Below are 20,578 nucleotides of genomic sequence, written 5' to 3'. Positions count from 1 at the left end.
CTGAAAAGCTGTCACGCCATATAACTATCCTTGCGAATTAGGTTAGCGCCAAAAGCAGCACCCAACAATTAATACATCTCATGCGCTGGATATCGTAAAAATTACACATTAGGAGATGTATTAAGAAATAGCCCACTGTCACGCAACAAATGGTCGTTACCTCGGCGGCGGGTAAATCCGCTGCGGTCAAAGAATTCAAGAATTTGAATCGCCAGTTTGCGGCCAACACCCAGTCTATCGCGGAAATCTGAGGCACAGGCGCTGCCCTGGCTGGCATCCAGCTCACGTACCAAATCAGCGAATTGCTCAATACGCTGGCTGCGATAGTAGCGATCAGGAACAATTGCTGTGATATAGCCCAGTTGTGCCGCTTTGCGCAATAGTGTGCGCATCTCACCTTCTTCAATCTGCATCTGTGCCGCCAAATCGCGCACCCACCAAGGGTCATCGGCAAAATAGGATGCGACCTGCTGCCACTGAACCTGCTCCTCGGCAGTAAATGCCAGGCCATGAGCTGGCAGATGTAGCCAGCCACGGGTATTCTTTAGCGCCCCTTCAGCCAGCAGATCATCAATCAAACGGAATACCAGCCCTTCATCCAGCGTTGGCAACGCCATACGCCGCAAGCGCGCCCGCCCTAATCCTAACTGATCACCATGCTGTTGATGATACAGGCACAGGACATGTAATAAGGTTTGTTGCCCTTGCTGAGCATGAGGGCGCGAGAGTGCGATATCACCGGCGACAACGCTATCGGTCTGCGCCAGTAAGTCCGCCATATCACGTTCAGTTAGCTGGCGTGCCCAACTGAAGTCAGACAAAGAAATCGGCCCTTGAGCCAGATGTAAATCCAGCACTTCACGGTCGGAGGTTGCCTGGGCCAGCGCAGTTAACCAAGATAAATACGCAGGTTGCCGTTTGCCGCGTTTAGGAGCGGTCAGATGAATCACCCGTGCACCGCCCAAGGTCTTCTTCGCCGCAATGTCACGCAAAATAAGACGATCGTTTTCAGCCAAAGATAGCGGATTATCCAACAACAGTTCAGCAAGTATCGGCTGGGGGTTCTCGTCGGTAGGTTGTGGATTGGTCAGCAGCGAAAAACGCCCGGTAATATGGCTGGCGGCATGATGCAGATGTAAAGGTTGCCAATGTTGGATCGGTGTATCAGCATCCACAATGACAAGTACCCGCTCCGTGGCCTGCGGCGGCTGTTGCGTTAATAGCCAGTCACCGCGGTTGATCTGTTGTTTGCTGATATCGCCACTGATATTCAGGGCGATACGCTGGCCAGCTTGCGCCTGTGATGTATTTTGATTTTGGGCATGGATACCACGCACCCGCACCGGACAGTCGCCGCCGGTGAGCCATAAGGTATCACCGAGTTCCACCTGACCTGCCAACGCCGTGCCCGTTACCACCAAGCCAGCCCCTTTCACACTGAATGCACGATCGATAGCCAGACGAAAGCGCCGCTGTAACCGGCTGTGCTGTGCATTTTGTTGGTGGTATTGCGCCAGATGTTCACGTAATTCGTTAATGCCACGCTCGGTCGCCGCCGCCGTCACGAACAAAGTGACTTGCTCTGCTTGCCAGCCCTGTGCCGCCAGCTCTGCCAGCACCTGCTGGCGAGCCTGTTCGATACGCTCATCATCAACCCGATCAGCTTTGGTCAGTGCCACGGTCAACGTGGGGCGACCGCTGAGGCGCAAAATCGCCAGATGCTCGCGGGTTTGTGCCATGACACCATCATCACAGGCTACCACCAGCAAAGCATGGTCAATGCCGCCCACGCCCGCCAACATATTGGCTAAAAACTTCTCATGGCCGGGGACATCGATAAACCCCATAACGCTGCCATCGGACTGGGGCCAATAGGCATAACCCAGATCAATGGTCATGCCGCGCTGTTTTTCTTCCGGCAGGCGATCCGCATTCACCCCGGTGATGGCCTGTAAGAGTGTCGTTTTGCCATGATCGACATGGCCTGCTGTTACAATAATCATCGAGCCAATTCCCTGAGCAACGCCGCCTCATCCTCCAGGCAACGCAAATCGAGCCACAAACGCCCATCAGCCACGCGGCCAATAACCGGCTTAGCCAAACCGCGCCAACGCGCTGTTAGGGCTTCCAGAGCACTTCCGCGCCCCTCTTTTGGTGCGAACGTTACCGCCCAACTGGCCAGACGGTCTACCGGTAGCGAACCGCTACCGATCTGCGACCAGCAAGGTTCTGCCGCCAGCGTGAAATCGGTGCCATAACGAGCGGTTAGGGCACCCAATACCCGTTGTGCACTCTCGGCGATAACCTGTGTTGGCCGGGTGAGTAACCTCATGGTTGGCAGCAACTCTGTCAACCGGTCTGGCTGCTGATAGAGACGCAAGGTGGCGTCCAGTGCGGCCAGCGTCATTTTATCGGCGCGTAACACCCGCTTAAGTGGGTGCTGCTGTAGCTGCTCAATCCACTGTTTTTTGCCAAGAATAATCCCGGCCTGTGGGCCACCCAGCAGTTTATCGCCCGAAAAGGTGACTAAATCGATACCCGCTGCAATCAATTGCTGTGGCATTGGTTCTGCTGGCAAACCATAGCGGGTCATATCCACCAACGAACCGCTGCCCAGATCGGTGGCGGTCGGGATGGAGAATTCATGGCCTAATGTTGCGAGTTGCGCTTCGGCAACCGAGGCGGTGAAACCTTCAATACTGTAATTGCTGGTATGCACTTTCATCAGCAGGCCAGTGTGTTCATTTATGGCTTGGCGGTAATCTTTAAGGTGCGTGCGATTAGTGGTACCCACTTCGACCAATTCACACCCCGCCTGTCGCATCACATCCGGGATACGAAAAGCACCACCAATCTCCACCAGCTCACCGCGAGAAACCACTACCTGTTTCCCCGCCGCCATTACCGTCAGCATGAGAAATACCGCAGCAGCATTGTTATTCACGATACAAGCATCTTCCGCACCGGTCAGCTCACACAGCAAATCGGCGATAGCCCGGTCACGATGGCCACGCCCGGCACCACTCAGAGAGTATTCCAGTGTTACCGCGCCACGCATCGCATCATTCACCGCAGCAATAGCTGATTCAGCCAATGGGGCACGGCCCAAGTTGGTATGCAATACGGTACCGGAAAGGTTAAAGACGGGTTTTAACGCGGATTGGCGGCTATGTAAACGCTGCTTTAATGCTGTTGGCCAGTCACTGCACCAATCAGCCAGTGAATGAAATTGGCGGATATATTCACGAGCCTCAACCTGCATTTGACGCAAAATATCGGTCAATAAAACAGGGCCATATTCAGCCACTAAAGGGGCAACATCTGGCTCGCGTAGCAGGCGATCTATTGCGGGTAACTGACTGTATAACTGATGGGGTTCTGCGCTCATACTCACTCAGGTAATAAGGTCGAAAGAGCGCCATAATAATGGTACGGCGCTCGGTCTGAGTAATTAGTGTAGCGCGATAGAATCAACCACGCCATTCACTAACGTTTGGTGTTGCTTGGTTTTTTCAGCGGCAGAGACCATCTGAATAAATACCACTTTCTTATCTAACACAGTAAAGATTGTAGTCGCTACCATCGGCGAATTTTGTATTTTTTGCTTGGTATCAAACAGGCGGAACTTATGGCCATCAACGGTGATGTCTTTTTGTCCGGTTTGTTTAATATTCTGGTACTGAGCACTGAACCCCTGCAATAACCCTTTGTTTAACGCATCAAGAGACAAATCACTGGTATCAAGCAATTCAACGCCCGGCGGGTTAGTCACCGCAGTGACGGCCATTTGTTTACCGGCAGCATCAATCAATAACAACGTTTGATTTTGCTCATTGTTTACGTCACCCGCCAATTTAGTTTGGTCAACAAATGATGTTGGTAATACAAAGGTAACCTTACCATCAAATAGACTAACCTGCTGCTGGTCAGCGGAAAGTTTAGCGGCTGGCGTGGTTGCTGCTGGCGGAGTTACTGCGGGTGTAGAGGCTACCGGAGCGGGCGCGGGTGTTGTAGCAGGGGTCGATGCAGGGGCGGCATTGTTGGTGCTTTCCTTGCTCTCCTTACTGTTATCACACGCGGCCAAACCACCTACCAACACCATTACTACCGTCAGTTTTGCGACTATCTTCAACATACAATAAATATCCTTATTTAAGTTAGCGTATCGCTCGGATGATGGAGTAGCGCCTGCCGATAAAACCAACAGTAGTTACAATGGCCATCACATGTGAGCGCGGCCATTGTATAATAACCATACAAACTATACTTCTATTTTGTGACCCGGAAACCTATTCCCCTGGAAACACAAAGGGATTGATACTGCTGCGGGCGAATCCTTCACCTTCCATCTTAGCATCAAGGATAAGCGAGGCCAGATCATCAGCGACCGCTTCTACTTGCGGGTCTTTTTCCTGATAGAGAATTTTCAGGTAAGTGCCGCAATCACCACAACTTTCCGCTTTTACTGCCGCCAGTTCACTGTCCAGTGACCAGTAATTCAAATCACGGGTCTGTTCACAGTTACTGCATTTGATTCGGACCACATGCCACTCGCTTTCACACAAGTTGCAGTGCAGATAACGTAAACCGTTTTGGGTACCGATATGCACCACGCTGGATACCGGAATACTGCCGCAGACTGGGCAGAACTGGCGATGTTCACCATATTCAGCTCGCGCCTTACCGGGGATCTGGCTGGCCATCTGCGCCCAATACAACGATAAAGCCGCCCAGATGAATGGCGCTTTTTCACTGCCGATTTGGGCAAACTCGCGGTTTAACAGTGCATCGGCATACAATTCCAACTCATGTACCGACGCCTTATCCAGATTATCCAATACGGCCACAATGTGATCAGGAGCATCAGGGCGCAGTTCAGCAATCAGTGCTGACAGGAGCTTGCGCCAATGTTCAGTTCGAGGAAAGACACTCAGATCCAAAGGCGGTTTACCGCTGGCCGCGGATTGCTCCAACACCGCCTGCATATCCAACACCAGCGGATAGTCATGCAGCGCTTTTTGCTGCGCTTGGGTAATTTTAGCCGCAAAATCCAGATAATCGGACAACGGGTTATCCAGCGCAAGTTGCTGTAAACGTTCAGTGCGCCGGGTATACAGGCTTTTTAAATTCGCGAAAAGTAACGGCGGGATATTCCCCGCCGTTGTGCCTTTTTCGCTTTGTTTTCCTAGTTGATCTTTAGGGACAATGCGAATACTCATCAGGGTTTCTCTTCCTGTTTTTTCTGACGCTGACTTTTGGCGTTAACCTCACGGTACCAGCGCGGATGGTGCTTTTTCGCCCACGCCGCCGGTACCCAGCCTTCTACCATCGCGGTAATGGTGCCCTTCACCCACAGGGCAGCATAAACGTGCACCATAATCACGATAATTAACCCGACCGCCGCCAGCGAATGCACCAGCAGTGCCAGGCGAATCAGCGGGATCGGGAAGGAAGGCGCAAAATAAGGCCGCCAGATAACAACACCACTGGCCAACAACAACACCAGACTGATAATAGCAGCCCAGAATACGCACTTCTGACCGAAATTATAGCGCCCCGTGTCGCCGACTTCCTCATTCATGGCGATTTTATGGATATTTTTAGCCCATTCCAGGTCTTCCTTATTGATCAGATTATGTTTCCAGTAACGGAAAAACATGATCAGGAAGGCGGCGAACATAATCACCCCGGCAAAGGGGTGAAGGATGCGTGCCAACTGCGGCGTACCAAAAATATTCATCAGCCAGTTAAATGACGGGAAGAAGAACCCCAAACCACTGATAGCGGCCAGTATAAAGCAGAAGGCCACTATCCAGTGGTTGATGCGCTCCGGCGCGCTGTAGCGCTGGATGCGTTTTTCTTTTTTCATTTGGGCGTCTCCCCGTCGTCTGAGTGCTCAGCGGTGGTCTGCTCCGGTGGCGGCAATGACGTGTCAGCAGATGTTGAATCCGGCTTATCGTCTTCGTCCTCCTCTTCTTCAACCCGGTTCGGGCCGACACCCACATAATGGAAGATACTGGCCGCAAAGGTTGCAGCGAAGCCCACCGCTGCCAGTGGTTTCCAGATCCCCTTCCAGAAGGTGACTGTCGGACTGATGGTCGGGTTCTCCGGCAGACCATGATAGAGCTGCGGTTTATCCGCATGATGCAGTACATACATCACATGGGTGCCCCCCACGCCAGCGGGGTCATATAACCCTGCGTTATCAAAGCCACGAGTTTTCAACTCAGCAACCCGGCCCGCAGCGACTTCTTTCATCGACTCTTTGGTGCCAAAGTGAATCGCTCCGGTCGGGCAGGTTTTCACACAGGCAGGTTCCTGGCCAACACCAACGCGATCGACGCACAAGGTACATTTATACACCCGGTTGTCATCTTTGTTCATGCGCGGCACATCGAACGGGCAACCGGCGATGCAGTAACCACAGCCGATACAGTGTTCTGACTGGAAATCGACGATACCATTGGCATACTGAATGATTGCCCCTTCCGACGGACATGCCTTCAGGCAGCCGGGGTCAGCACAATGCATGCAGCCATCCTTACGGATCAGCCACTCCAGCTTGCCGCTCTCTTCATCTTCAACTTCAGAAAAACGCATCACCGTCCATGATTTAGCGGTCAGATCTGCGGGGTTATCGTACACCCCGACGTTATGACCGACTTCATCACGGATATCATTCCACTCCGAACACGCCACCTGACAGGCTTTACAACCGATACAGGTGGTGACGTCGATAAGCTTGGCCACCTCTTGCTGGTGGTTACGATCCTGTGGCGGCGGCGTAAGGGAGTTGGTGCCGGAGCGCCGTATAATGTCTTGGGTTTGCAGTGACATAGGTTCTCTCCGTTACACCTTTTCCACGTTGACCAGAAACGCCTTGAACTCTGGCGTTTGCGTATTGGCATCACCGACAAACGGTGTCAGGGTATTGGCCAGGAAGCCTTTTTTCGCCACCCCTTCGTATCCCCAGTGGATCGGGATACCAATAGTGTCAACTTCCTGCCCATGAACATTCAGCGTACGAATACGTTTGGTCACCACCGCCTTGGCTTTGATATAGCCACGGTTGGAACTGACTTTCACGGTATCGCCCTGCTTAATGCCCTTTTTCGCTGCCAGTTTTTCGCCAATTTCCACAAACTGTTCTGGCTGTGCGATAGCATTGAGCAGCACATGCTTAGTCCAGTAGTGGAAATGCTCGGTCAGACGATAAGTGGTACCGACATACGGGAACTGCTCATGAGAACCCATTGCGGCCAAATCGTCTTTAAACACGCGCGCGGCCGGGTTGGATATCACATTCGGGTGCAGCGGGTTGGTGCCCAACGGCGTTTCAAATGGCTCATAATGTTCCGGGAACGGTCCTTCTGCCATTTTGTCGATGGCAAACAGGCGGCCCATGCCCTCTGGCTGCATGATAAACGGCCCGACATCGCTACCCGGTGCCGCGGCACTGTAATCTGGGATATCAACGCCACCCCATTTGGTGCCATCCCACTCCAGCAACTGGCGTTTCGGATCCCACGGTTTACCTTGTGGGTCAGCAGAGGCACGGTTGTATAGAATGCGGCGGTTAAGCGGCCATGCCCACGCCCAGCCCAGTGTATTGCCAAGGCCGGATGGGTCAGTGTTATCACGGCGTGCCATCTGGTTACCGGCCGGTGTCCAACTACCGGCAAAGATCCAGCATCCACTGGCGGTAGTACCATCATCACGCAGATGAGCGAAGGTACTGAGCTGCTCGCCTTTTTTGACCAGCACTTTGCCGTCAGCATCGGTGATATCAGCCAGTGCTTTACCATTGCTTTCCTGTGCCACTTCTTCTGGCTCTGGATTGTCTGGCGTCAGATAATCCCAGGTCATATTGAGCACCTGTTCTGGCACTGCACCACCGTCCCGATGGTACATGTCACGCAGACGACTAAAGATACCTGCCAAAATGGCACCATCGTTCAATGCTTCGCCCGGTGAATCAGCACCTTTCCAGTGCCATTGCAGCCAGCGGCTGGAGTTAACAATTGAACCGTTTTCTTCAGCAAAACAACTGGATGGCAAGCGGAACACCTCGGTTTGAATTTTCGATGGACTGACATCGTTAAATTCACCGTGGTTTTGCCAGAAATTCGCGGTTTCAGTATTGAGCGGGTCAATAGTTACCAGGAATTTCAGTTTCGACAGTGATGCTACTACTTTGTTTTTGTTCGGGAACGACGCGACCGGGTTAAAGCCCTGGCAAATATAGCCATTCACTTTACCCTGCGACATCATCTCGAAATATTGTAATACGTCATAGCCTTTATCCCACTTCGGCAACCAGTCGTAGCCCCAGCCGTTCTCTTTCTGGGCTTTATCACCGTAGAAACTTTTCATCAAACTGACGAAGAATTTCGGGTAATTGCTCCAGTAGTTAACCTGGCCCGGCAACAGGGTTTTCGGCGTGTTGGCCTTCAGATAAGTGTCAATATCCGGCTGTTTTTCTGACGGCAGATTCAGGTAGCCCGGCAAGCTTTGTGACAGCAAACCCAGGTCAGTTAAACCCTGAATATTAGAGTGACCGCGCAAGGCGTTAATACCGCCCCCCGCCATGCCCATATTGCCCAGTAACAACTGGATCATCGCCATGGTACGGATGTTCTGCGCGCCAACCGAGTGTTGTGTCCAGCCCAGCGCATACAGGAATGTGGCGGTTTTATTGGACACACTGGTTTCGGCGAGATATTCGCAAACCTGCAAGAAATCTTCTTTTGGCGTACCGCAAATATTGGAGACCACCTCTGGCGTGTAACGGCTGACGTGTTCTTTCAGCAAGTTCCACACACAGCGCGGGTCTTGCAGCGTGATATCGCGTTTGGCAAAGCCGTTTTCATCCAACTGGTAATTCCAGGTGGTTTTGTCGTATTTGCGATTTTCGGCGTCATAGCCACTGAACAGGCCGTCATCAAAGGTAAAGTCTTCCCGCACCAGCAAGCTGGCGTTGGTATAAGCTTCGACGTATTCGCGGTTAATTTTGTTGTTGGTCATCAGATACAACAACACGCCGGATAGGAACGCGATATCGCTACCGGAGCGGATTGGCGTATAGAAGTCCGCCACCGATGCAGTACGAGTAAAGCGTGGGTCTATCACCAGCAACTTAGCATTGTTGTGGATTTTGGCTTCCATCGCCCAGCGGAACCCCACCGGATGCGCTTCTGCCGCATTACCGCCCATGACGATAATTAAGTCTGCGTTCTTGATGTCAACCCAGTGGTTGGTCATCGCACCGCGACCAAATGTTGGAGCAAGACTTGCTACCGTTGGTCCGTGTCAGACACGTGCTTGGTTGTCTACGGCAAGCATGCCGAGAGCGCGACTAAATTTCTGGGTCAGATAACCCGTTTCGTTACTGGATGCCGAGGCACACAGCATACCGGTACTCAGCCAACGGTTGACGGTAACACCGGCGTCGTTGGTCTTAATGAAGTTAGCGTCCCGGTCTTCTTTCATCAGCTTGGCAATGCGGTCAAATGCATCATTCCAAGTGATTCGCTGCCATTTATCTGAACCCGGAGCACGGTATTCAGGATATTTCAGGCGGCTTTCGCTATGGATAAAATCCACCAGCCCTGCACCTTTCGGGCACAGCGCGCCACGGTTTACCGGATGGTCCGGGTCCCCTTCGATATGGAAAATACTCTCTTTGGCGTTTTTTGCGCCGTCACCGAGGCTATACATCAAAAGCCCGCAACCAACGGAGCAATATGTACAGGTATTCCGCGTCTCACGGGCGCGCAGCAATTTGTAATTGCGCGTTTCCGCCAGCGCCACTGACGGCGTAAAGCCGAGTGCCGCGACCGTGGTTCCTGCCATACCGCCAGCGCAGATCTTAAAGAACTGCCTTCTGCTGACCTGCATGGGTCTCTCCTTCGTTCATTGTCACATTATTTCAGTTCACACTTCCCTCAACGAAACCGGAAGCGCTAAAATCGCTTACGCGATATCACCTTTATCGGTGTGGGATACATTCTTCTGGAAATAGAATTATACCCATACCATTCTTAATGTGAATGTTACCACATTGTGATTATGGGTTATAACTTTCAGGGCCGCATAGTGAGCCAGATCAAACCTTCAACAATTGACCTCTCCACCGGAATCTGCGGTGCAAAACAACTTAACGTGCTACAGCGCCATCAAATGGCCGAGCCGCAATTGGATTGGCTGGCGGAGGAAGTGCCGGTAGCGCTGGTCTACAACGGCATTTCCCATGTGGTGATGATGGCAACCCCGAAAGATCTGGCAGCATTCGCGCTAGGTTTTTCGTTGTCAGAAGGCATTATTAGCGCCCCACAAGATATCTACGCCATTGATGTGACACCAGGCTGTAATGGCATAGAAGTTAACATTGAGTTATCCAGCCGTCGCTTTGCCGGTTTAAAAGAGCGCCGCCGGGCTATGGCCGGCCGCACCGGATGTGGGGTCTGTGGTATTGAACAGCTTGATGATATTTTTCGCCCCATCACCCCTCTGCTTTTCACTCAGACCTTTAATTTGAATCAACTCGATAACGCACTGGCACAACTCAAGCAGGTACAAACTGTGGGTCAGTTGACGGGTTGCACTCATGCTGCGGCCTGGATTAATCCGAAAGGTGAATTGTTGGGTGGTTGTGAAGATGTGGGCCGCCATGTCGCACTGGATAAGCTGCTGGGGATACGGGCCAAACAGCCGTGGCAGCAAGGTGCTGTGCTGGTTTCCAGCCGTGCTAGCTATGAGATGGTGCAGAAAACCGCAATGTGCGGTGCAGAGATTTTATTTGCTGTTTCTGCTGCAACAACCTTAGCGGTTGAAGTTGCCGAGCGCTGTAATCTGACGCTGGTTGGCTTCAGTAAACCCGGTAGAGCAACGGTTTACACCCATCCGCAGCGGATTAGCGAATAGAAAGACCATACAATTAGTACGGCATTGATAATCATTTTCAATATCATTTAATTAACTATAATGATCCGAATGCTTACGCGGCGCTTACTTTTTTTGCGCCGCCCTACACTACGGAGACGATGATTATGAGTTACTCACTGCCATCCCTGCCTTATGCTTATGACGCCCTGGAACCCCACTTCGATAAGCAGACGATGGAAATCCATCACACCAAACACCACCAGACCTATGTTAACAATGCAAACACGGTGTTGGAGAGCTTCCCTGAGCTGGCTAAATTCAGCGTTGAAGACCTGATCAAAGATCTGGACAAAGTTCCTGCTGAAAAACGCACTTTTATGCGTAACAACGCCGGCGGCCACGCTAACCACAGCCTGTTCTGGAAAGGGCTGAAACTGGACACAACCCTGAAGGGTGATCTGAAAGCCGCTATTGAGCGCGATTTCGGCAGCGTAGATAGCTTCAAAGAGAAATTTGAAGCTGCTGCGGCAACCCGTTTCGGTTCTGGCTGGGCTTGGCTGGTTCTGAAAGACGACGGCAAGCTGGCGGTTGTATCTACTGCTAACCAAGATAGCCCACTGATGGGCGAAGCAGTTTCTGGCGCATCAGGCTTCCCAATTATTGGCCTGGATGTGTGGGAACACGCTTACTATCTGAAATTCCAAAACCGCCGCCCAGACTACATCAAAGCATTCTGGAACGTGGTTAACTGGGATGAAGCAGCAGCGCGTTTCACTCAAGCCAAATAAGCCGCATAAACCGTATGTTGCATATCCAAAGAACGTGGAGTTGCAGCTAACAACCCTGTAGCTTCAAGTCCGAAGGATACATGCCAGCAAGGTCATCTTGCTGGCATTTTTATTGCTAAAGTTTAGCCAATTTCTGCCGATAGATTGTCCAAGAAGGGCGTTGGTATTCATGGATATAAAGCTCATGAACTATACCCTAAATAATTCGAGTTGCAGGAAGGCAGCCAACGCACATGCAACTTGAAGTATGACGGGTATATCGTTTGGGATAAGTACTCTTGCCAAGGCTACCCCACATACCACCAACTCCCCAAAATCTTCTAATAACTAGACCTCCCCAAACTCACCTACGCTGATTGATTTGCATCAGAGACACCGCATAACGGAGAAGAACATGGCAGTATTTAGCAACGTTTTTGGCAGCTTTGAAAATATGAAAGTCGGTAAAAAGCTGGGATTAAGCTTTTTCCTGATGTTGTTGCTGGTCGGGATCATCGCCGGTACCACCGCTTATCATTTCTCCGTGATTGAAGATCATGCTTATAAAGTTGACCTGAGTTACAAAGTTAACGATGAATCCAATCAGGCAAAATATAATCGCGCATTATATGAACGTACCTACTCTCTGCAATACATCAAAGAAAATTCTCAACATATCAATAATATAAAAAATCTTCTGACCCAGAGCGAAAGTCTTAGTTGGTCGGCAGATAACCGCAAAACCATTAGCAGTATTTCCGATGTGGTAGAGGAGTATCTGCAGCAGCAGAGTAACTTCGTCAATGCCGTAGCCCATAAAGATGATGTGCGCAAAAGCTGGAATATTTCTGAAACCCAGAAGAACCTCAACGAGCTGCAACAAAGCCTACTTAATGAAGGGGCAGATACCAATACCCAAATCCTGCTAGCAGAGATGAACCAGAAGTTGATGACCGTACGCTACAACGCACGCGGCTTATTGCTGGATCGCAACCAGGATGCAGAGTCCTCGCTGATTACCTCAATCAATATCGCTAATAGTGCCGCAAATGCTTTTATGCCGGTGCTATCGGCCGAACAGCAAAAGCTGCTGGCTCCGGTTATCTCCAGCCTGAGTACCTATAAAGATAACGTACTGGCCTATTTACCGGCTTATCAGCAAGAGCTGGAGACCGGTAAAGTGATGGAGTCGAATGCCAACGAATTGAATAAACTGGCCACCCATCTGTTCACCCAAGAGCTGCAAGGGACCCACGCAGAAATCAATAATGCGCAATTGCAGTTAACTATTGCTGCCATTGCCGCACTGCTGTTTGGTCTATTGATTTCATGGCGCATGACCCGCCAGATCACGGTACCACTGCGCACCACACTGGCGATGGCAGAGCGCATTGCTACCGGTGATTTAACTGCGGCGACAACATCAAACCGTACCGATGAGTTGGGCCTGTTGATGAATGCCGTCGCCCGGATGAATGAAAACCTGCGCGCCATGATTGATGAGATCCGCATTGGTGTCAGTCAGGTGTCTCATGCCTCCGGCGAAATTGCTGCCGGTAATACCGATTTATCTTCCCGCACCGAACAGCAGGCTGCGGCTGTAGAGGAAACCGCTGCCAGCATGGAGCAGTTGAATGCCACGGTTAAGCAGAATGCCGATAATGCCCACCATGCTAATCAACTGGCAACCGAGGCATCACAAACCGCACAACAGGGCGGTAAGCTGGTTAACGATGTGGTGCGCACCATGAACGATATCTCCGGTAGCTCCAAACGTATCTCTGAGATTACTTCAGTCATTAACAGTATTGCTTTCCAGACCAATATCTTGGCCTTGAATGCTGCGGTTGAAGCCGCCCGCGCCGGCGAGCAAGGCCGTGGTTTTGCCGTTGTCGCCAGCGAAGTTCGCAATTTGGCACAACGCAGTGCACAAGCGGCGAAAGAAATTGAAGGCTTGATTGGCGAGTCAGTGACTCAGGTAAATGCCGGAACCACGTTGGTGCAAAATGCCGGGCAAACGATGGAGAATATTGTCCGCTCAGTGACCCATGTGCGCGATATTATGGCGGAAATTGCCTCAGCATCCGATGAGCAGAGCCGTGGTATCACGCAGGTTAGCCAGGCTATCTCTGAAATGGACAGCACCACTCAGCAGAATGCGGCCCTGGTGGAAGAGTCTGCCGCCGCCGCCGACTCACTGGCTGAACAAGCCATTTTACTGGCACAGGCCGTCGCCGTGTTCCGCCTATCCGATGCAGAGGCAGAATCGGCACAGAAAAACGTCGGTGCATCCGTGGCACCTAAAAGTACCCCAACACCTCGCTCTGGCACAGAAAGCAGTCGCACCACTCAGCACGATAATTGGGAAACCTTCTGATTATCCGCTAAACCGCGTTACCCGGCAGGAGTAGCCAATGCGGTTACTCCTGCCTATCTCGTCGTTTCGCTCAATCCTATCGATAACCTCTTTTACCTTGGAACCCTGCGGTCAGGCAGGGTATTCTGATTCTCCCTTCCCAACGCAGACAAGGAGAGCAGATGAAGTATCCTCAGGTTTATATCGGTAAAATCGAGCCTTATAACGGCAGTTCCCCGAGCGCGATTGGTAAACGTCAGGTTCAGGGTGGCATCATGCTCACGACGCTGGGATTGGAAGGGGATGAACAAGCCGAGACCCGCTTTCACGGTGGGCCGGACCGCGCCTTATGCCATTATCCACGAGAACACTACTCCCACTGGATAGAGCGATTCCCTGCACAGGAAGATATTTTCGCAGCACCAGCCTATGGCGAAAATATCTCAACCCTCGGCATGACGGAACAAAATGTCTATATGGGGGATATCTACCGCTGGGGAGGGGCAATCATTCAGGTGACTCAACCGCGTTCACCTTGTTACAAGCTCAACTTCCATTTCGCTATCGAGGAAATGTCGGCACTGATGCAGCAGACCGGTTATTGCGGCTGGCTGTATCGCGTAATTTCCACCGGTATTGTTAGTGAGGGCCATGCATTAGAGCTGTTGGCGCGCACCAGTGATATCTCGGTGGCAGAGGCTATTACCATCGCCTGGCATATGCCTTTCGATAAAGAACAGTATCACCGCTTGCTGGCTGTATCAGGATTATCCACCAGTTGGAGTAAAACTATGCTAACGCGTCTTTCGCAAGGAAAGATCGAGGATTTCAATCGGCGGTTATTAGGTTCTTGATGTATTAATTATCAAATAATACAACACACGATCTTGCCAAGGACGGCAAGTTATATGAAAGAGCAGTAATTAAATAGGTAATTTTAATCACCACCTTGAATATATGATTGGGTTGTATTTGTAAATTTTATTAGAAATGATGATTATTTACTCCAATCCTCAATTCGCAGCTTTTTAACTCTTTCAAACTCTCTAATGTTATTAGTCACTAATATTGCTCCAGCCGAAATTGCGTGTCCGGCTATTGCTGCATCATTTCCGCCAATTGGCGTACCCTGCTTTGCCAGCTCAACTTTAATATTAGTGGTAGCATCTACAGCCGCTGCATCCCACGACAAGATAGCATCTAATCGTTTCACAAATTCATCTACTAAATAGTTATGTTTCGGTGATGCTTTCTTACCAATTGCACCAAACCGCATTTCTGAGTATGTAATGGCTGAAACGACTATTTTATTCTGATGCTCAATACACTGTTGTAATTTTATAATTAATTCAGCAGGGCGTTCCCACATAATAAAAGAGCAAATATTCGTATCGAGCATATATATTCTTTTCATCATAATTCGAAGCGTCCCTCTTCGATAACGTCTTGTCTTTCCGTAAGAAAATCGTTATCCGCTTTATCTTCATCCATGAATGATACCCATGTAGGGCGGATAGGTCTTAAAATGATATTATCGCCATCTTTGAGTATTTCCAGTTCGGTGACACCCGCAAAGTCCATATCTTTTGGTAAACGTATTGCCCGATTTTGGCCATTTTTGAAAATAGAGACTGTTCTCATATTTTTACTCCTGATAATCGTGTCACTAAAGACACTAGCATATGCTTAGCATATGTCAAGAGAGATGAAAACCCACAACAAACCGGGTAGCGGCCATGCCACACACCCGGTTATTTCGAAAGTCGCAATTAGAACGCTTTTTTCGCGTAGCCGGTCACTTCTTTCAAGCCCATCTCACGGCCTAATGCCGTCATTGGGTGTACCACCACAATACCGCGTACCGCTTTCTTCAGCGTGCCCATATCCGCCTGCTCTTTTTTAGTAATAGCACGGCTGAACGGCAGTTGAGCTAGCTTTTGTGCTTCAGCACTCAGGTTTTTAACCCGCACTTCTTTCAGGCGCTGAATTTCAGCCGCCAGTTTCTCTTTTTCTTTCATATGCTGCGCGATCAAATCCATATTACCCTGTTGGATCACGGTAGGGTCTTTGTGGTTCAACGCATCCAGCATATCGCTTAGACGTTTGATTTCTGCATGTTCTTTCATAGTATTGGCCCGTACATGCCACTGATGGGCACGATATTTCGCTAAAGTTGGGGATAGGATAGCACTGATTGTGCATCAAGATAGAGAGTGTATCAGGATGCGTGCTTTTCAGCAGCAGCCTCCTGTATTGGTTGCCACTGCATGCCGGCCGGTAGGCTGCTAATTTCACAAGCAACCTCCCCGAGCCTGACCAAAGCTTGGGTATAGTGGTGGTTGAACGGATAACAGCACGAGAGGCGAAAAGCATTACGATAGCGGCCACTCGGCGAGTAAAGCGTACCGGGGGTCAGGCATATCTGTTCTTGTAGCAATTGATGAAATAGCGCCACGGTATCGACACAGGCAGGGAACTCGACCCAGAAAACAAAACCCCCTGCTGGTTGGGTCACTTTGGTCCCACGAGGGAAGTATTGTGCAATGAGTTGCTGCGCCTGCTGTACTTGTTGCGCATAACGGCGCCGTAGCCCGCGCAGGTGGTGGTCGTAACCGCCAGACTCCAGAAACAGTGCCAGTGTTTCTGATAATAACGCCGGTTCCGCCATCGACGACACCGCTTTGAGCTTATGTAATGCCTCAGCGAAGCGGCCACCATCAATCCAGCCGATACGGAAGTCCGGGGCCAGTGTTTTGGTGAAGCTGGAACAGAACAGCACCCAACCGTCGCGGTCAAAGGCTTTTACCGCTGGGGACAAAGTAGAACCGAATTGTATTTCTGCATATAAGCCATCTTCTATCAGCGGCACCTGATGATCGTTCATCAACTGTGCCAGGCGCTTTTTCGCCGCCAGTGGCATCGTAAAACCTAACGGGTTCTGCACCGTTGGCATGGCGATCAATGCATTCAACCGCCCCTCCTGAAGCAGTAACTCCAACACATCCAACGATAAACCTTGCTGTGGATCGGTTGGAATCTCCACGGCTTTCAGGCCAAGACTGGCAAGTAATGGCATCAGATAGAAATAGGTTGGCGATTCCAGCCCGACACAATCACCCGGCTTGGTGGTGACCCGCAACGCTAACTGCAACGCCTCCATACAACCATGCGTAATAGTGATATCTGCCGGATTAGCCAGCATCCCTAGGGTCATGGCGCGGCGGGCGATTTGCTGACGCAGGCGCTGGCATCCTGGTGGCAACGCGTACTGACTGATTAACTGCGGCTCACGACGCAATAGTGATGCCATGATGCGGCCCAACTTGGCGCTGGGGTAAAAATCCGCCGTTTGTGGACAGGCGAGCGAGATATTGGTAAAGCGAGGGTTTTGTTGTGCGGCAAATACCGTATCAATTAAATCCAGCACCTCATTTACCGGTTTGCCGACTGTCGCTGTTGGCACCACCGCCGTTGACGGACTACAAACATAAAACCCTGACTGCGGACGCGCTTCAATCAAGCCTCGATCCTCCAGCGTACGGTAAGCTGCCACCACCGTATTGATACTCACCTGATGGTTTTTGGCGTAACCGCGCACTGATGGCAGGCGGCTACCCGCCAGCAAACTGCCTTTCTTAATGGCCTGCGCCAGATTGTCAGCCACTTGCAAGTAGCGAATTTCATTCATAACAACGGGCATGGTGACAGTTCTCCGCAGGTTCAATGGGTACAGTTAAATCTTATACAAACTGTACCCACAACAATAGATAACTTCTGCTTCTGACGCCATAGCGGATTGCTGTTTATGCTGAATCTCTCGATAACATCAATAATATAATACCCACAGTAATTGGAGTTGCAGGTAGGCAACAAGCTTACTCACCCGTGCAGCTTCAAGTACGAATGGGGAGGATATCCCATGCTAGACAGTGCTTTCATCAGTTACGTTACCGTTATGTCGATCACTCCAGGTCCAAATAACCTGTTATTAGCTGCATCTGGTGTCAATTTTGGCTTACGTCGTACCTTCCCAATGATGTTGGGGATTACCTTTGGCTGCGCGTTGCAATGCGCATTAATGACCACATTGTTGGCATTAATTCTCAGTTGGCTGGGGGTAATTCGCTTGCCACTGGTGACGCTGGGATGTGCATATTTATTCTGGTTATCGTGGAAAATTTTTAATTCCGGTAGCCCGAAGTCAAGAGATGGCCAGCAACCAATGGGGTTTATCCAGGGGGCTTTATTCCAGGCCATTAATCCAAAGGCTTGGCTGATGGCTATGAATGTCGCCATCTTATTTACACCACGTGAAGGTGCTACGCTGAGCCATACCCTACTGATTGTTAGTGGTTTTGCTCTGTTAAATCTGCCTTGTGTGGCCGTTTGGGCGGTGATGGGGGATCAGTTACGCCATGCGTTACGGGTTAACTGGAAACTACGATTATTCAATGGAGTGATGGGGGGCTTGATGGCAATAACAGCATTGTGGCTGTTAGTTGACGAATGGCTCAGTGTGTTGCCGTAACTCAGGCATGGCCGAGTGGTGACAGCTTGGAAACCTGTTTTAAGCTGATGCGGGAGAGCAATTCTGTAATCGAGAGCACCATGGTGGAACGCACCATTTGCTGATAACGCTGGCGTTGCATGGCAATCAGCGACGCGTCTGCTTCATCCGGGCGCAGGAAAGTGGGCACTGGCGGCAATTCAGCCACACAATGTAATTCACCAAATGGCCCGAGGATTTCGTCATCAGTAAAGCGATACTCGGTGCCATCATGGTTTAACTCCTCACGAAGCGCCATCAATAGCTCAGCATCTTCGTATTCATGACGGGTGATCACACCCAAGGCATAAACCAACTTTAGCCGGACGGATAGCTCACCAAGCGGCCCATCGCCAACCAGCAATGGCTCCACGGCATATTTCACCGCATAGTCATCTTTACGAAAAACCTGCACCACGAGAATATTCAGCGCTTCTGCCAATAATTCGACAGCAGCCATCAGGAAACTCCGAACGGTCTTGCCTGCGTTCAGATGCTCAAGTACCCGATTCTCAAATGCCTGTGTTTTTTCAATCATCGCTTGTCACTGAGGTGGTTTCAGAATATCGGGCTATGAAAAGATAAATACCGCGCAATCTGACACGGTATTTATCTCCGTCATACTTCAAGCCGCATGTGCGTTGGCTACGTTCAATAACCCGAATCACTTGACTGCGTAAGCTCATCGGGATTAATGAGCCTCATCCTGGAGGCTCACCCTACGGGCTAGCATTAATGCTGTACAAATCGGTTCCCGACCGATTTGTATCTCGCTTGTCGCCTTCCCGCAACTCGAATTATTTAGGGTATATCACCTAACGCAAACTCATTTTGTTCATCACAAAATTAGTGCGTCAGCTTGTCCTGCATGGCGTTATACACACTCACCGCCTGTTCGACAACCTCGCCATCAGCGGGTAAGCCTGAAATTTGCGCCAAAGCAGCTTTCGGCCCCAATTTCGCCAGTAATTCAACCAACTCCTGAGCTTGTGAGTCTTGCTCACTGCGATAACTCATGGCCGCCGCAATACCGGTTACCAGATTGGTGTGTGGCAGTTGATACTCAAGTGTACCCAATAGCGGTTTGATCAATCGATCACCGGCACTCAGTTTACGCAGTGGTTGACGGCCAACACGTTCAACATCGTCATGCAGGTAAGGGTTCTCAAAACGGGAGATGATTTTATTGATATAAGCGGCATGTTTTTGTGGATCAAAAGCATAGCGTTTAATCAGCACTGCACCGCTCTCTTCCATCGCGCCTTTCACTGTCTGGCGTACTGCTGGGTCCAGAATGGCATCACGGATGGTTTGATGGCCGGCCAGTTGCCCCAGATAGGCCGTTATCGCATGACCGGTGTTCAGGGTGAAGAGTTTACGCTCCACAAACGCCATTAGGTTGTCGGTCAACTCCATACCTGCGATTTCCGGTGGCTGCCCTTTGAACTGGGTACCATCAACAATCCACTCACTGAAGGTCTCTACCGTCACTGCCAGAATATCTGTACTGCCCGCTTCTGATGGCGGCACAATACGGTCTACCGCGGAATCGACGAAACCGACATGTTGCTCAACCCACGCTTGTTCACTTTCCGGTAACGCAGCGAAGACATGCTGTTTTAACTGGCTGGTACCGCGCACCATATTCTCACAGGCGATAATATTCAGCGGACGAGTATTACCTTGTTGATGACGAGCGACTAAGCCTTGTGCCACGGTGCCGGCAATACGTGCCAGAATCTGCGGTCCAACAGCGGTGGTGACAATATCGGCATCAGCAATCAGCGCCACCACGTCTGGGCTACTACTGTTTACTGCACTCACGTTTTTGACTTCTTCAACCCGCGCCTGCTCACCAACCACATTGACCTGATAACTTTTACGTTTATTCAGTTCGTCCAGCAGCGGCTGGTTAACATCTGCGAAGGTCAGTTGCGCACCGGCATCAGCAAGAAGTTTACCAATGAAGCCCCGGCCAATATTACCTGCGCCAAAATGTAATGCTTTCATATTCGTTACCTTTTG

Annotated in this window: 18 protein-coding genes; 5 read left to right on the top strand and 13 right to left on the bottom strand. The window is 50.6% G+C overall.

Translation table 11 applies throughout. From position 1 onward, the window contains the following. Nucleotides 1-101: 101 nt before the first annotated feature. The 7 genes from selB to fdnG all read right to left on the bottom strand — a co-directional run bounded on the left by selB (nucleotide 102) and on the right by fdnG (nucleotide 9,897). Nucleotides 102-2,003: a selenocysteine-specific translation elongation factor gene (selB, locus tag V1953_RS00255; protein ID WP_442850543.1), complete on the bottom strand. Its 1,902-nt coding sequence runs from the start codon at nucleotides 2,001-2,003 to the stop codon at nucleotides 102-104. Then, entirely contained in the window at nucleotides 2,000-3,388 is a 1,389-nt protein-coding gene (gene selA / locus V1953_RS00250; protein ID WP_083161455.1) for an L-seryl-tRNA(Sec) selenium transferase, read from the bottom strand. Before selA ends, selB begins: the two co-directional genes overlap by 4 nt. 63 nt (nucleotides 3,389-3,451) lie before the next feature. Next, the gene (locus tag V1953_RS00245; RefSeq protein ID WP_372560229.1) at nucleotides 3,452-4,135 is read right to left on the bottom strand and encodes a hypothetical protein; all 684 of its coding nucleotides are present in this window, start codon (nucleotides 4,133-4,135) and stop codon (nucleotides 3,452-3,454) included. 154 nt (nucleotides 4,136-4,289) lie between these two features. Beyond that, nucleotides 4,290-5,219: a formate dehydrogenase accessory protein FdhE gene (fdhE, locus tag V1953_RS00240; RefSeq protein WP_442850542.1), complete on the bottom strand. Its 930-nt coding sequence runs from the start codon at nucleotides 5,217-5,219 to the stop codon at nucleotides 4,290-4,292. Then, a complete protein-coding gene (fdoI, locus tag V1953_RS00235) occupies nucleotides 5,219-5,869 on the bottom strand; it encodes a formate dehydrogenase cytochrome b556 subunit (RefSeq protein WP_083161461.1) in 651 nt (216 codons plus the stop codon). The genes fdhE and fdoI overlap by 1 nt, the downstream gene beginning before the upstream one ends. Continuing rightward, nucleotides 5,866-6,837: a formate dehydrogenase subunit beta gene (gene fdxH / locus V1953_RS00230; RefSeq protein WP_372568442.1), complete on the bottom strand. Its 972-nt coding sequence runs from the start codon at nucleotides 6,835-6,837 to the stop codon at nucleotides 5,866-5,868. The genes fdoI and fdxH overlap by 4 nt, the downstream gene beginning before the upstream one ends. A gap of 12 nt (nucleotides 6,838-6,849) precedes the next feature. Continuing rightward, on the bottom strand, nucleotides 6,850-9,897 hold the full coding sequence (gene fdnG, locus V1953_RS00225) for a formate dehydrogenase-N subunit alpha (RefSeq protein ID WP_442850541.1): 3,048 nt from the start codon (nucleotides 9,895-9,897) through the stop codon (nucleotides 6,850-6,852). A 171-nt stretch (nucleotides 9,898-10,068) separates the two neighbouring features. Here fdnG and fdhD point away from each other — a divergent pair, with 171 nt between their 5' ends. The 4 genes from fdhD to yiiM all read left to right on the top strand — a co-directional run bounded on the left by fdhD (nucleotide 10,069) and on the right by yiiM (nucleotide 14,861). Further along, nucleotides 10,069-10,923 carry a formate dehydrogenase accessory sulfurtransferase FdhD gene (gene fdhD, locus V1953_RS00220; RefSeq protein ID WP_442850540.1) on the top strand — a complete coding sequence of 285 codons (855 nt, stop codon included), beginning with the start codon at nucleotides 10,069-10,071 and terminating at the stop codon, nucleotides 10,921-10,923. Between the two features lie 125 nt (nucleotides 10,924-11,048). Beyond that, nucleotides 11,049-11,672, top strand: coding sequence for a superoxide dismutase [Mn] (gene sodA / locus V1953_RS00215; RefSeq protein WP_050311298.1), 624 nt, complete (start codon nucleotides 11,049-11,051; stop codon nucleotides 11,670-11,672). Nucleotides 11,673-12,066: 394 nt separating this feature from the next. After that, complete coding sequence (locus V1953_RS00210; protein WP_083161467.1) at nucleotides 12,067-14,028, top strand: methyl-accepting chemotaxis protein; 1,962 nt, start codon at nucleotides 12,067-12,069, stop codon at nucleotides 14,026-14,028. A 161-nt stretch (nucleotides 14,029-14,189) separates the two neighbouring features. Further along, on the top strand, nucleotides 14,190-14,861 hold the full coding sequence (gene yiiM / locus V1953_RS00205; RefSeq protein WP_442850539.1) for a 6-hydroxyaminopurine reductase: 672 nt from the start codon (nucleotides 14,190-14,192) through the stop codon (nucleotides 14,859-14,861). A 143-nt stretch (nucleotides 14,862-15,004) separates the two neighbouring features. Here yiiM and V1953_RS00200 read toward each other — a convergent pair whose 3' ends face one another. The 4 genes from V1953_RS00200 to V1953_RS00185 all read right to left on the bottom strand — a co-directional run bounded on the left by V1953_RS00200 (nucleotide 15,005) and on the right by V1953_RS00185 (nucleotide 17,707). Continuing rightward, nucleotides 15,005-15,424, bottom strand: coding sequence for a type II toxin-antitoxin system VapC family toxin (locus V1953_RS00200; protein ID WP_442850538.1), 420 nt, complete (start codon nucleotides 15,422-15,424; stop codon nucleotides 15,005-15,007). Beyond that, complete coding sequence (gene vapB, locus V1953_RS00195; protein WP_050086923.1) at nucleotides 15,421-15,648, bottom strand: type II toxin-antitoxin system VapB family antitoxin; 228 nt, start codon at nucleotides 15,646-15,648, stop codon at nucleotides 15,421-15,423. The genes V1953_RS00200 and vapB overlap by 4 nt, the downstream gene beginning before the upstream one ends. A 128-nt stretch (nucleotides 15,649-15,776) precedes the next feature. Next, complete coding sequence (locus V1953_RS00190; RefSeq protein ID WP_075337794.1) at nucleotides 15,777-16,133, bottom strand: YibL family ribosome-associated protein; 357 nt, start codon at nucleotides 16,131-16,133, stop codon at nucleotides 15,777-15,779. A 92-nt stretch (nucleotides 16,134-16,225) separates the two neighbouring features. Further along, entirely contained in the window at nucleotides 16,226-17,707 is a 1,482-nt protein-coding gene (locus V1953_RS00185) for an aminotransferase-like domain-containing protein (RefSeq protein WP_372568441.1), read from the bottom strand. Between the two features lie 219 nt (nucleotides 17,708-17,926). On the opposite strand from V1953_RS00185, the gene V1953_RS00180 reads away from it, so the two are divergent. Continuing rightward, the gene (locus V1953_RS00180; RefSeq protein WP_083161473.1) at nucleotides 17,927-18,535 is read left to right on the top strand and encodes a LysE family translocator; all 609 of its coding nucleotides are present in this window, start codon (nucleotides 17,927-17,929) and stop codon (nucleotides 18,533-18,535) included. Between the two features lies 1 nt (nucleotide 18,536). On the opposite strand, the gene V1953_RS00175 is transcribed toward V1953_RS00180, so the two are convergent. Both V1953_RS00175 and V1953_RS00170 read right to left on the bottom strand, forming a co-directional pair. Next, nucleotides 18,537-19,091, bottom strand: coding sequence for an MltR family transcriptional regulator (locus tag V1953_RS00175; protein WP_005186837.1), 555 nt, complete (start codon nucleotides 19,089-19,091; stop codon nucleotides 18,537-18,539). Nucleotides 19,092-19,399: 308 nt separating this feature from the next. Beyond that, nucleotides 19,400-20,563 carry a mannitol-1-phosphate 5-dehydrogenase gene (locus tag V1953_RS00170; RefSeq protein WP_420072742.1) on the bottom strand — a complete coding sequence of 388 codons (1,164 nt, stop codon included), beginning with the start codon at nucleotides 20,561-20,563 and terminating at the stop codon, nucleotides 19,400-19,402. Between the last annotated feature and the right edge of the window lie 15 nt (nucleotides 20,564-20,578).

The sequence above is a fragment of the Yersinia sp. 2541 StPb PI genome (genome assembly GCF_052217145.1).
In the GTDB taxonomy this organism is placed as follows: domain Bacteria; phylum Pseudomonadota; class Gammaproteobacteria; order Enterobacterales; family Enterobacteriaceae; genus Yersinia; species Yersinia enterocolitica_E.
The sequence above is the reverse complement of the archived record's forward strand: the minus strand, read 5'-3'. Positions and strand labels throughout refer to the sequence as shown.

Coding starts and splice junctions, on each gene's coding strand:
- selA (WP_083161455.1), bottom strand. CDS start 3,388: ATGAGCGCAGAACCCCATCAGTTATACAGTCAGTTACCCGCAATAGAT.
- V1953_RS00245 (WP_372560229.1), bottom strand. CDS start 4,135: ATGTTGAAGATAGTCGCAAAACTGACGGTAGTAATGGTGTTGGTAGGT.
- V1953_RS00210 (WP_083161467.1), top strand. CDS start 12,067: ATGGCAGTATTTAGCAACGTTTTTGGCAGCTTTGAAAATATGAAAGTC.
- vapB (WP_050086923.1), bottom strand. CDS start 15,648: ATGAGAACAGTCTCTATTTTCAAAAATGGCCAAAATCGGGCAATACGT.
- V1953_RS00185 (WP_372568441.1), bottom strand. CDS start 17,707: ATGCCCGTTGTTATGAATGAAATTCGCTACTTGCAAGTGGCTGACAAT.
- fdxH (WP_372568442.1), bottom strand. CDS start 6,837: ATGTCACTGCAAACCCAAGACATTATACGGCGCTCCGGCACCAACTCC.
- V1953_RS00170 (WP_420072742.1), bottom strand. CDS start 20,563: ATGAAAGCATTACATTTTGGCGCAGGTAATATTGGCCGGGGCTTCATT.
- selB (WP_442850543.1), bottom strand. CDS start 2,003: ATGATTATTGTAACAGCAGGCCATGTCGATCATGGCAAAACGACACTC.
- fdhD (WP_442850540.1), top strand. CDS start 10,069: ATGGGTTATAACTTTCAGGGCCGCATAGTGAGCCAGATCAAACCTTCA.
- V1953_RS00190 (WP_075337794.1), bottom strand. CDS start 16,133: ATGAAAGAACATGCAGAAATCAAACGTCTAAGCGATATGCTGGATGCG.
- yiiM (WP_442850539.1), top strand. CDS start 14,190: ATGAAGTATCCTCAGGTTTATATCGGTAAAATCGAGCCTTATAACGGC.
- sodA (WP_050311298.1), top strand. CDS start 11,049: ATGAGTTACTCACTGCCATCCCTGCCTTATGCTTATGACGCCCTGGAA.
- fdoI (WP_083161461.1), bottom strand. CDS start 5,869: ATGAAAAAAGAAAAACGCATCCAGCGCTACAGCGCGCCGGAGCGCATC.
- V1953_RS00200 (WP_442850538.1), bottom strand. CDS start 15,424: ATGATGAAAAGAATATATATGCTCGATACGAATATTTGCTCTTTTATT.
- fdhE (WP_442850542.1), bottom strand. CDS start 5,219: ATGAGTATTCGCATTGTCCCTAAAGATCAACTAGGAAAACAAAGCGAA.
- V1953_RS00175 (WP_005186837.1), bottom strand. CDS start 19,091: ATGATTGAAAAAACACAGGCATTTGAGAATCGGGTACTTGAGCATCTG.
- V1953_RS00180 (WP_083161473.1), top strand. CDS start 17,927: ATGCTAGACAGTGCTTTCATCAGTTACGTTACCGTTATGTCGATCACT.